General features: G+C 72.5%; 11 protein-coding genes. 6 read left to right on the forward strand and 5 right to left on the reverse strand.

Features of this window, described 5'->3' with window-relative positions; all coding sequences use genetic code 11:
- The first annotated feature begins 7 nt into the window (after window positions 1-7).
- On the forward strand, window positions 8-970 hold the full coding sequence (locus ACWD5F_RS03865) for a GlxA family transcriptional regulator (RefSeq protein WP_451250729.1): 963 nt from the start codon (window positions 8-10) through the stop codon (window positions 968-970).
- A 32-nt stretch (window positions 971-1,002) separates the two neighbouring features.
- Here the strand turns inward: ACWD5F_RS03865 and ACWD5F_RS03870 are convergent, their stop codons facing one another.
- Together ACWD5F_RS03870 and lnt are read right to left on the reverse strand one after the other, a co-directional pair.
- Window positions 1,003-1,482: an NUDIX hydrolase gene (locus ACWD5F_RS03870; protein ID WP_451250731.1), complete on the reverse strand. Its 480-nt coding sequence runs from the start codon at window positions 1,480-1,482 to the stop codon at window positions 1,003-1,005.
- A 68-nt stretch (window positions 1,483-1,550) separates the two neighbouring features.
- Complete coding sequence (gene lnt / locus ACWD5F_RS03875; protein ID WP_451250733.1) at window positions 1,551-3,161, reverse strand: apolipoprotein N-acyltransferase; 1,611 nt, start codon at window positions 3,159-3,161, stop codon at window positions 1,551-1,553.
- Between the two features lie 229 nt (window positions 3,162-3,390).
- Between lnt and ACWD5F_RS03880 the strand changes: the two genes are divergently transcribed.
- Window positions 3,391-4,461, forward strand: a complete 1,071-nt coding sequence (locus ACWD5F_RS03880) for an O-antigen ligase family protein (RefSeq protein ID WP_451250735.1) — start codon at window positions 3,391-3,393, stop codon at window positions 4,459-4,461.
- A 23-nt stretch (window positions 4,462-4,484) separates the two neighbouring features.
- Here ACWD5F_RS03880 and ACWD5F_RS03885 read toward each other — a convergent pair whose 3' ends face one another.
- Complete coding sequence (locus tag ACWD5F_RS03885) at window positions 4,485-5,021, reverse strand: hypothetical protein (RefSeq protein ID WP_451250737.1); 537 nt, start codon at window positions 5,019-5,021, stop codon at window positions 4,485-4,487.
- Between the two features lie 142 nt (window positions 5,022-5,163).
- Window positions 5,164-5,949: a glutamate racemase gene (locus ACWD5F_RS03890; protein WP_451250739.1), complete on the reverse strand. Its 786-nt coding sequence runs from the start codon at window positions 5,947-5,949 to the stop codon at window positions 5,164-5,166.
- A 57-nt stretch (window positions 5,950-6,006) separates the two neighbouring features.
- Here ACWD5F_RS03890 and ACWD5F_RS03895 point away from each other — a divergent pair, with 57 nt between their 5' ends.
- On the forward strand, window positions 6,007-7,188 hold the full coding sequence (locus ACWD5F_RS03895) for a glycosyltransferase (RefSeq protein ID WP_451250740.1): 1,182 nt from the start codon (window positions 6,007-6,009) through the stop codon (window positions 7,186-7,188).
- A gap of 15 nt (window positions 7,189-7,203) precedes the next feature.
- Here ACWD5F_RS03895 and ACWD5F_RS03900 read toward each other — a convergent pair whose 3' ends face one another.
- Window positions 7,204-8,517 (reverse strand): TerD family protein, encoded by a 1,314-nt coding sequence (locus tag ACWD5F_RS03900; protein ID WP_451251039.1) that lies wholly within the window; start codon window positions 8,515-8,517, stop codon window positions 7,204-7,206.
- Between the two features lie 301 nt (window positions 8,518-8,818).
- On the opposite strand from ACWD5F_RS03900, the gene ACWD5F_RS03905 reads away from it, so the two are divergent.
- The 3 genes from ACWD5F_RS03905 to ACWD5F_RS03915 all read left to right on the forward strand — a co-directional run bounded on the left by ACWD5F_RS03905 (window position 8,819) and on the right by ACWD5F_RS03915 (window position 10,918).
- Entirely contained in the window at window positions 8,819-9,247 is a 429-nt protein-coding gene (locus ACWD5F_RS03905; RefSeq protein WP_124001155.1) for a DUF6643 family protein, read from the forward strand.
- Window positions 9,248-9,289: 42 nt separating this feature from the next.
- The gene (locus tag ACWD5F_RS03910; RefSeq protein WP_451250742.1) at window positions 9,290-10,114 is read left to right on the forward strand and encodes an MOSC domain-containing protein; all 825 of its coding nucleotides are present in this window, start codon (window positions 9,290-9,292) and stop codon (window positions 10,112-10,114) included.
- A gap of 198 nt (window positions 10,115-10,312) precedes the next feature.
- Window positions 10,313-10,918: an Rv1733c family protein gene (locus ACWD5F_RS03915; protein ID WP_401723183.1), complete on the forward strand. Its 606-nt coding sequence runs from the start codon at window positions 10,313-10,315 to the stop codon at window positions 10,916-10,918.
- Window positions 10,919-11,005: the final 87 nt, after the last annotated feature.

Raw genomic sequence — 11,005 nt, forward strand, 5'->3', positions numbered from 1 at the left:
TTCAGACATGACGCATCGGGTCGCCTTCCTCGTGTTCGACGGCGTGACGCTGCTGGACGTCAGCGGTCCGCTGGAGGTGCTGATCAAGGCCGGACGGCCCGATCCGCGCTACGAGCCCGTACTGGTCTCCCCGCGCGGGGGTGACGTCACGACGGCCTCGGGCGTGGTGCTGGCGCGGACGCTGGCGGCGAAGGAGGCGGGCCCGGTGGACACGCTGGTGGTCGCCGGAGCCGACCGGCTCGCGGTGCCGCCCGTCGAGGAGGAGCTGCTGGCGGCCGCCGCCGGCCTCGCCGAGCGGGCGTCACGAGTCGCCTCGGTGTGCACCGGCGCCTTCGTCCTCGCCGAGCTGGGCCTGCTGGACGGACGCAGGGCGACCACCCACTGGCGGCAGGCCGAGGCGCTGGCCCGGCGCCATCCCCGGGTGCGGGTCGAGCCGGACGCCCTCCATGTCCGGGACGGCCGCTACCTCACCTCCGCGGGGATCAGCGCGGGCATCGATCTGGCCCTCGCGCTGGTCGAGGACGACCACGGCGCGGACGCGGCCCGGGAGGCGGCCCGCGAGTTGGTCGTCTTCATGCAACGTCCGGGCGGACAGTCGCAGTTCTCCACGGCGCTGATGACCCCGCCGGCCCGCAGCGACCTGCTGCGCACCCTGACCACGGCGGTGCTGGCCGACCCGGGCGCCAACCACAGCCTGCCCGCCATGGCCGCGTCCGCCGCCGTCAGCACCCGGCACCTGACCCGACTGTTCCAGACCGAGCTGGAGACCACTCCCGCGCGCTGGGTCGAGCGCGTCCGGCTCGACCGCGCGCGCCAACTCCTCCTCGACGGGCACAGCGTGACCTCGGCCGCGCAGCGCAGCGGACTCGGCAGCGACGAGACCCTCCGCCGCGCCTTCGCCCGCCACCTGGGGACCACCCCGACCGAGTACCGCAAGCGCTTCGCCACCACGCACCCGCAGCCGTCATAGCCCGCGGCCGTCCTAGGGGCACCGCCCTCACGTCACTCGGAACCCGCGGGCTCGAACCAGGTGGGCTCGTCGGACAGCGCCTGCTTGATCCGGAAGTGGTGGTAGTCGGTCAGCTCGGGCAGGTCGTCGAGCGCGAACCAGCCGACCGCCAGGGACTCGTCGTCGTTCACCCGGGCCTCGCCGTCGAGTGCCCGGCAGCGGAAGCAGAGGTCCATGAACTGGCAGATGTCCCCGTTGGGGAACGTGACCTGATTCCCGGACCGCACGGTGATCAGCCGCTCGACCTCGACCCGGACGCCCGTCTCCTCCTGCACCTCCCGCGCGATGGCGACCGCGGGCTGCTCGCCCGGGTCGGGGATGCCGGAGATCAGCGCCCACCTGTGGTTGTCGGCGCGCTGCCCGAGCAGGACCCGGCCCTCGTCGTCGAGGACGACGGCGCTGACGCCGGGAAGCCACAGCAACTGGTGACCGGCCGAGGCGCGGATCTCACGGATGAAGTCAGGAGTAGCCATGTCCCCGACCCTAACCGGGAGTTCGGGCCCCTCCGGTGTCCAACGGGGAGCGTGTGTCCGGCGTACGGCTACGCGTCACCGGCGCGTCGCCCGCGCACTCCGGACGCGATCGCCCAGCCCAGTCCGGCCGCGGCGACGAGCACCAGCGCGATCTCGGGAAGGATGCCGAGCCGGGTGGCCGGGGTCTCGGACGAGCGCAGCGGCACCTTCTGCACGAGGTGGTCGGCGACGAACATGCCCGTCTTCTGCGTGATCTTCCCGTCCGGCATGATGATTGCGCTGACGCCGCTGGTGACCGGCACGGTGACGGTCCGGCTGTGCTCGACCGCCCGCACCCGGGACATCGCGAGCTGCTGGTAGGTCATCTCGCTGCGGTCGAAGGTGGCGTTGTTGCTCGGTACGGAGATGATCTGGGCGCCGTCGGTGACCTCGGAGCGCACGGCCCAGTCGAAGGCGGCCTCGTAGCAGGTGACCAGGCCGACCTTGGTGCCGGCCATGTCGAACACGCCCGGCTTGGTGCCCCGGCTGAAGTCCTGGCGGACCATCGAGGTCCAGTTGCTGTTGATGGCACCGATGAGCGAACGCAGCGGCAGGTACTCGCCGAAGGGCTGGATCTGCCGCTTGTCGTAGGTGTCGGTGGGTCCCTTGGCCGGGTCCCAGAGGATCTGCTCGTTCCAGAGCTTGCCGTCGCGCTCCACGACGCCGCCGACCGAGATGGGGACGCCGATCGCCTTCGCCGCCTTGTCGATGACGGCGCGCGCGTCGGCGTTGGCGAACGGGTCGACGTCGGAGGAGTTCTCCGGCCACAGCACGAAGTCCGGCTTGGCGATCTTGCCGGCCTTGACCTCGGCGGCCAGCCGTTCCGTCTCGCGCGCGTGGTAGTCGAGCACGGCCCGCCGCTGGGCGTTGAACTCGAGCCCCGCGCGGGGCACATTGCCCTGGATGACCGCGACGGTCGCGTAGCCGTCCTCGGCCTTGTCGCTGACCAGCGTGCGGGCCGCGAGCGCGCCGGCCACCGGGACGGCCACGCTCAGCAGGGCCACGGCCGCGGCGGACCGCCGTACGGTGCGGGTGCGCCGGCCGTCGATGCCGAGCCGGACCGCCTCGTAGAGGCCGAAGCCGCACAGGACGACCGCGAAGCTGAGGACCGGGGTGCCGCCGACCGCGGCGAGCGGCAGGAAGACACCATCGGCCTGGCCGAAGGCGATCTTGCCCCACGGGAAGCCGTGGAAGGGCACACGCGCGCGTGCCGCCTCGCCCGCGATCCACAGGGCCGCCGCCCACAGCGGCCAGCCGGGCAGCTTCGACACGGCGGCGACGCCCACGCCGACCAGCCCGATGAAGACCGCCTCCGCCGCGACCAGCGCGAGCCACGGTCCGGGGCCGACCTCCACGCCGGTCCACACCAGCAACGGCAGCAGGAAACCCAGGCCGAAGAGGTAGCCGAGACCGAACGCGGCCTTCAGGCCGCGCCCGCGCAGCACCCAGGCGAACCCCGCGAAGGCCGGCAGGGCCAGCCACCACAGGGTGCGTGGCGGGAAGCTGACGTAGAGCAGCACTCCGGAGAGCGCGGCGACGAGGGCCGGGACGAGGCGTACGAGCCGTGCCACGCCGGACGCGGGCGAGGCCTCGGGCCCCGCCGTGTCCGACTCGTCCACGGAGGTTGCGGTGACGGTCACTCCGGGAGTGTACGGCGGGTGACCTTGGCGCCGACAGCGCGGTCCGGATGGCGGCACCGGGCGCCACCAGGCGCGACCGCCGCATCGTTCGTGCACATCTCTGCCCAACTCATCCACAAAACGTCCATCAGCGGTTACGGTGTGCCGGAGCCTCCGTCAACCGCCGGATGACGGGCCGAGCGAGGTCCGGGGGCGCTGACCGGGTGGGGGCTGGGTGGGTTCCACTGGGATGACGTCTGTCGCCGGTCCTGGGGAGGACGGCGAGAGACGAAACGTTTCGGACGCGGCGGGCGTGGTGGTGCTCGGGGCCTGTGCCTCGTGGTCCCTGATCACGGCGGGCGCCCATGACGGCCGCCCCGAGGGCGTGCTGCTGGCGATCCTGGCCGTGGCCGCCGGCTATGCCGTGGGGCGGATCTGCGGGGCGCTCGTGCCGGTCGCCGCGCCGTGCGCGGGAGCGCTGGCCGGGGTTGTGCTACTGGTGGCTGTCCCCCATCTTGCGCCGGGGCCGCAGATCTACGCCCCGCTGGGGCACGCCGGTGCCACCGCCGCCCTGCTGACCCTGTGCACCGGTGCCGCGTGCTGCGCCGCCTGGGCGGCCGAGGCCCCGGCCCTGCGGTTCGCTCTGGGCGCGCTCGGCGCCGGGATCACGGTGACCGCGGCCGTCGTCGGCTCGACCACCGGGCTCATCACCTGCACCGGCGTCCTGCTCTGCTCGCTGGCCGCGGGGCGGATGCCCGGCCGGGGGCTCGGCATCGCGGGACTGGCCCTGGCCGCGGCGTTGGTGACCGGTCTGGTCTGGGCGCTCGCCGGGAACGCGGTGCCCGAGGGCCTGGACGAGTCGCTGGCGGGCCAGTTGACCGGGCACCGGATCGAGCTGTGGCACGACGCGTTGGAGCTGGCCCGTCACAACGTGGGGCTAGGCGTCGGACCGGGCCGTTTCGGCGAGCTGAGCACGACGGCGACCCGGACGCTGCTCTCGGACGGCAAGCCGCACTCGGCACCGCTGCAACTGGCGGCCGAGGAAGGCGTGGTGGGCGTCGCCCTGCTGGCGGCGGCCTTCTGCTGGGTGCTGTACGCGCTGTGGCGCTCACCGCGCCCCACGCCGGTCGTGCTCACGGCAGGCGCGGCCCTGACCGGCCTCGCGGCGATCGCCTCCATCGGCAACGCCCTGAGCTTCACCGCCGTGTCGGTCGGCGCCGGGCTGCTGGCCGGCCTGGCCACCGCGAGACCTCTCGCCGACGACTCACCGCACCGGGAGACGCATGTCCGCAGACATCGTGACCGACTGACGCCCGACTGACCTCAGTCTTCAGCCCTTCGAACTCAGTGCGTCGAGCCGGGCCGCAGGCTGTCCTTGATGGCCCGTACGGCCGCCTCCGCGTTGTCCACGGTGATCGTGAACGTGTGACCGTCCCACAGGCTCAGGACGACGCCCTCACCCCGGCGTACGACGACGGCGGTGCCCTTCTCGGGCCGCCAGCGGTAGCCCCAGCCACCCCACTGGCGCGGGGTGACGTGCGCGTCGAACTCGGCGCCCGACACGTGCGAGAGCGGGATGCGGCGGCGCGGCACACCGATGTGGCCGCAGCGCACTTCGAGGGACTCCTTGTCGAGCTTCAGGTCGACATGCACGAAGGCGAGGGTGCCGAAGATGACCAGCAGTCCGGCCGCGATGCAGCCGACGACGGCCATGGCGAGCGGGGCGACACCGGACTTCCAGGCGGAGTCGACGGCGAGCTCGATGCCGAGCGCCAGGCAGGCCGCGCCGCCGAGTGCCAGCAGCCACTGGACCCGGTTGGTGGCGCGTCCGGTCCAGAGGTCGGGGTGCCGGGTCTTCGCGGGGTGGGGGTGGTCCCTCATGCCTACGAGATTACTCAGGTTTCGCGGCGCGGGTACCGGGTCGCGGGGAGTTGCTCCGCCGACCGGGCGGTTCTCGGACGCGAGCCGTCCGTTTCGTGCCTGTACCCCGTAGCCGTAACCCGTAGGTCACGTACCCCGTAGGTCACCGTGCGGGGCTGACCGTCCGGAGCAGTCGGCCTTCGGCGTAGGCGAGGGCGGGCTCGGGCAACGCGCCCTCGCGTCCGCTCAGCAGCACCGTGAGCGTGCCGGTGGCCGGGGCTTCAGGAGCGGCCTGCTCGCCGATGCGGCGCAGCGCCTGGGCGGCGACGGCGTCCGCGGAACCGTGCAGGACGAGCGGCGAGCGGCCGGGGCACTGGACGGCGGCACGGATGCGCTCGCCGACGAGTTCGTAATGGGTGCAGCCCAGCACGACGGTCGTTACCTCGTCCGGGGTGAGAGCGGCCGCAGCGGACACGGCGGCATCGATCGCCGACTCGTCCGCGTGCTCCACGGCCTCGGCGAGCCCGTGGCAGGGAACCTCGGTGACCGGCACGCCGTCGGCGAAGTCCGCGATGAGATTGCGCTGATAGGGGCTGCCGGTGGTGGCGGGGGTGGCCCAGATCGCAAGGGGTCCGCCGCCGGCCGCGGCCGGCTTGATCGCCGGGACGGTGCCGATAACGGGGATCCCGGGTTCGAGGCGGGCGCGGAGGGCGGGCAGGGCGTGCACGGTCGCGGTGTTGCAGCCGACGATCAGGGCGGCGGGCCGGTGCACGGCGGCGGCCTCGGCGACGGCCAGGGCGCGCTCGGTGAGGTCCTCGGGGGTCCTGGGTCCCCAGGGCATGCCGTCAGGGTCCAGGGAGAGCACGAGATCGGCGTCGGGTCGCAGCCGCCGTACCGCGGCGGTTGCCGCCAGCAGACCGATTCCGGAGTCCATCAGCGCGATCTTCACCCGGCCACGATAGACGATGAGCCCTTTCCGGCCGGTGGGGTGGGGCAGACTGCGCGGGTGAGCGCCCTCGCGTGGACCGCCGTCGTATCACTCGCCGCCTGGCTCTGGCTGCTGCTCTGTCAGGGCTTCTTCTGGCGCACGGACATCAGGCTGCCGCGCCGCGAGGAGCCGGACGCATGGCCGTCGGTGTGCGTGGTGGTCCCCGCGCGCGACGAGGCGGCCGTCCTGCCCGAGAGCCTGCCGTCGCTCCTCGCACAGGACTATCCCGGGCGGGCGGAGATCTTCCTCGTCGACGACGGCAGTTCGGACGGCACCGGCGACCTGGCCCGTGAACTCGCCCGCGCGCACGGCGGGCTGCCGCTGACCGTCGACTCCCCCGGCGAACCCCCGGCCGGCTGGACCGGCAAGCTGTGGGCGGTGCGCCACGGCATCGGCCTGGCACGCGCGCGTGGACCCGAGTACCTGCTGCTGACGGACGCGGACATCGCGCACGCGCCCGACAGTCTGCGGGAGTTGGTCGCCGCCGCCCGCACCGGTGGCTTCGACGTCGTCTCCCAGATGGCGCGGCTGCGGGTGGAGAGCGTGTGGGAGCGGCTGGTGGTGCCGGCCTTCGTCTACTTCTTCGCGCAGCTGTATCCGTTCCGCCGCATCGGCGGCGCACGCACGCGTACGGCGGCCGCGGCGGGCGGCTGTGTGCTGCTGCGCGCCGACACCGCCGAGCGGGCGCGGATCCCCGACGCCATCCGGCACGCGGTCATCGACGATGTCGCGCTCGCGCGGGCGGTCAAGGGCGGGGGCGGTCGGATCTGGCTCGGCCTGGCCGAGCGGGTCGACAGCGTGCGGCCGTACCCGCGCCTGCACGACCTGTGGCGGATGGTCTCGCGCAGCGCCTACGCGCAGTTGCGGCACAACCCGCTGCTGCTCCTCGGCACGGTCCTCGGCCTGGCGCTGGTCTATCTGGTACCGACGGTGACACTGATCGCGGGCGCGGCCGACGGGGACACGACGGCCGCTCTCGCCGGCGGTCTGGCGTGGCTGGTGATGACGGGCACCTACGTCCCGATGCTCCGCTACTACGGTCAACCGCTCTGGCTCGCGCCCCTGTTGCCGTTCACCGCGTTCCTCTACCTCCTGATGACGGTGGATTCCGCTGTGCAGCACTACCGGGGACGCGGTGCGGCCTGGAAGGGCCGCACCTACGCTCGTCCGGACACCGTCCCCGACGAGCACGCCCTGTAGCGAGCCCGGGGGGCGTCACTTCCGGCCGGGCGTCCAGTTCATGCCCCACCCGTAGGCGTAGTCGATGGTCCGCTGCGGGCTCACCCCGCGCTCGGGCACCAGGTACCGGGCCTCGCGCTGGACGACCAGGTCGTTGCCGGTGTTGGTGATCAGGGCGAGCGCGCACACCGTGGAGGGGACGGTGCACTCGTCCAGCGAGAAGTCGATCGGTGCGCCGTACTGCGGCTGCAAGGTGACCGTGGCGTGCAGATCGGCGAAGGAGCGCGCGCCCTCGTAGATCGTCACGAAGACGAGGATCCGCCGGAAGTCCTGCTTGTGGTCGAGGTTGATGGTGAGGTTCTCGCCGCTCTCGACGGCTCCGCTGCGGTCGTCCCCGTCGAGGTGCAGGTAGGGAGGACGGTGCAGGGACCCGAAGGCATTGCCGAGGGCCTGTACGACGCCCTTGCTGCCGTCGGTGAGTTCGTACAGGGCGCACAGGTCGAGGTCGAGGTCCGAGTGGTTGGCGACGGCCCGGCCCCGCTTGCTGCCCCAGCCCGAGAACTGCTTGCGCGTCTGCCAGTTGAGGTTGACCCGCATGGCACCCGAGGTGCCGCCCTGCTTGGTCAGCGAGACCGAGGGCGCGGACTTGGTGAGCGTCACCTTGGTGAGGCGTACGGGCGCGGCGGGCGGCGCTGTCGGGGGCGCGGGCGGCGGCGGCATCGTCACGGGCGGGGCGACGGGCGGGTACGCGGTCACCGGCGGGGCGACGGGCGCGGGCGGAGTAGGCGTGACGAGCGTCGGAGTCGGGGTCGGCGTCGGCGCGGCCTGCTGCGGCTCGTCCACCGTGATGCCGAAGTCCCTGGCGAGCCCTTCGAGTCCGCTGCTGTAGCCCTGACCGACGGCGCGGAACTTCCAGGCGCCCTGGCGGCGGTAGAACTCGCCGAGCACGAAGGCGGTCTCGACGCTCGCGCCGGTGCTGTCGAAGCGGGCGGCCACGGTGTTCTGGGCGGCGTCGCGCACCTCGATGTACAGGTCAGGGACCTGCCCGAACGTGCCGCCGTCGGCGGACGCCACGAGGACGACGGTCTCGATCGCGGGCTCCACGCGCGCGAGGTCGACGACGAGCGTGTCGGTGATGCTGCCGCCGCCGTCCCGCTTGCCCTCGTGCCGGACGGCGCCCGACGCGTGCGCGGGCTGGTTGTAGAAGACGAAGTCGCCGTCCGACCTCACCTTGCCGCCCACCAGGAGGAGGGCCGAGGCGTCGGCGTCCGGTACGCCCGGACCTGAACGCCAGCCCAATTCGACGCGCAGGGCCGTCGTCGGCACCGGCACATTCGATCCTTTCGGCATTGACATGACCGCCCCCATCACGTGTCATCGCGCCAGGTCCATGTCCCGGCAGCCCTGTTCGGCTTCTCTACCCGACCAACCTATTCCCCGGGACAGCGAACTCCCATGAGGGGCACAGGATCACTCGTGGTCAACCCCTGGTAACCGGCTCGGAACTCGACCTTTACAGGATCCGAACGCAGGTCGGCGCCCTATTTTGCCGAGTTCGCTCGCATTGGGGGTCCCGCGCCACTGCCGACACGGAAAACAACCCTCTTATCGGTCTCCCCAACCAGCACATCGTGGGCTTAACTTATGTGCCATGACCTCCCCCCGCTCCACTTATGGCGGCGGTTACTACTCCGCCTTCCCGGACACTCCGATCTACGACAGGCTCGTCGCCGAGCGGGGCACCCCGCAGATCGCCCCGATCCGGGTTCCCGCCGCCTACGACGCACCAGGCAGTCACCTGCCCGCGTTGCCGTCGGCACTCCCCGCCCTCCCGGCGGGTCCCTCCCAGTACGGCTACCCGCAGGCCGCCCAGCCGTCCCCGCTCCAGCAGGCTCCCGCGGCGTACATCCCGCCGCAGTCGACCGCCCCGCGCGGTTACCCCGGTCCTCAGCAGCCGCAGCAACAGCGTCCGATGGCACCCGGCACGGGTTACGAGGCCATGCGCCCCGCGGCCCCGCGTCCCGCCCAGTACCAGGACCCGTACAACAACCAGCAGCAGTACCGCGGCGGCGGCTACTAGAGCGTCCTCCCCGACGGCCGTCCGCCCTGGCACGATGGCTTCATGGGGAGCGCGCGACTGCAGTCGATCCACGTCCATCCGGTCAAGGCGTTCTGGGGCCTCGCGCCCCGGCAGGCCGACGTGGAGCCCTGGGGTCTGGCCGGAGACCGGCGCTGGGTCCTGATCGACGACGGGGGAAGGGTCGTCACCCAGCGTCAGCAGCCGCGCCTCGCACTGGCCGCCGCCGAGCTCGTGCCCGGCGGCGTTCGTCTGTCCGCACCCGGCATGGAGCCGCTGACCGTGTCCGTGCCGCGGCCGGTCGGCACGGTGCCCGTGGAGATCTTCCGCGACAAGGTCGAGGGCGTCCTCGCCGCGGACGAGGCCGCGCACGCGTGGTGCAGCGGTTACCTCGGCGCCGACATCCGCCTGGTGCACATGGACGACCCGGCCACCCGCCGGCCCGTCGACCCGGAGTACGCCCGCCCGGGCGAGACCGTGTCCTTCGCCGACGGCTACCCGCTGCTGGCGACCACGGCCGCCTCCCTCGACGCCCTCAACTCCCTGATCGCGCAAGGCGATCACCCGGCCGAGGGCCCCTTGCCGATGAACCGCTTCCGGCCGAACGTGGTCCTGTCCGGGACCGCCGCCTGGGCCGAGGACGACTGGTCCCGCATCGTGATCGGCGAGGTCCCCTTCCGCGCCGCGAAGAACTGCGGACGCTGTGTCGTGACCACCACCGACCAGCGCACCGCCGCCCGGGGCCGGGAGCCGCTGCACACGCTGGGGCGGCACCGCCGCATCGGCGGAAAGCTGGTCTTCGGCCAGAATCTCGTGCCCCTCTCGCGCGGCACGATCCGGGTCGGCGACCCGGTCACGATCGTCGAATAGCCACCCTTCGACGCCGTCGGCGGAAAGATCCGGACAAGGGCCGGTGTGCGGGAACCGGGGCCGGGGCCCGGCGCGTTGAGGATGCGTAAGAAGTTCATGAGAGGTCCCGGTCGCAGGTGATTTCGCTCTCTCTTTGACCAGGCCCTCGCGTGAACGGCGGTCGGCGGAGTTATCACGGAAGGGGAAGGGGGTGCGGACGTGCGGACACTCGGTGGGCTCTGGCGCTGGCGGCGCAATCCGCTGCGCCGCACGACCGATCTGGTCGAGGCCTGGCTGGCTCTGGCGGCCCTGCTGCTGATCCTTTTCGTCGCACCCGTGGTCGGCGCCCTCGCCGGCGGTGCCGCCCAGGACGCCCTGCAACAGGCGGTGCGGGACCAGCGCAAGGCCCGGCACCTGGTCACGGCCACCGTGGTTCGCAAACTGGACAGCTCCCCGATGGACAGCGACCCCGAGACCTCCTCGTCGCGCGCGGTGCGCAGTCGGGTCATCGCCGACTGGACCGGCCCGGACGGCACCGCCCAGCACGGCGCGGCTCTGGCGAACCTCAAAGTCCCGCACCGCGGCGACCACTTCGGGATATGGACCGACGCACACGGCCGTCCGACGGCCCGCCCGCTGGACTCCGCGACGGCGACGACCCACGCGGTCCTCGCCGGGTTCGGCGCCGCCATGTTCACCGCGGGTCTGGTCGAGGCCGCCCGGCGGCTGGTCGTGTGGCGCATGGTCCGCCGCCGGTACGCCCGTTGGGACCAGGCCTGGGACCGGGCGGGTCCGGACTGGGGCCGGACCGGCACCGGCAGTTGACGGCATTCCGGCACTGGTCAACCCACCGGCCGCACGCACGCTACGGTGGACCGGCCGAACGTTGTCGGCATCAACCCGCGTACCACG

It is taken from the genome of Streptomyces sp. NPDC002499, assembly GCF_053595415.1.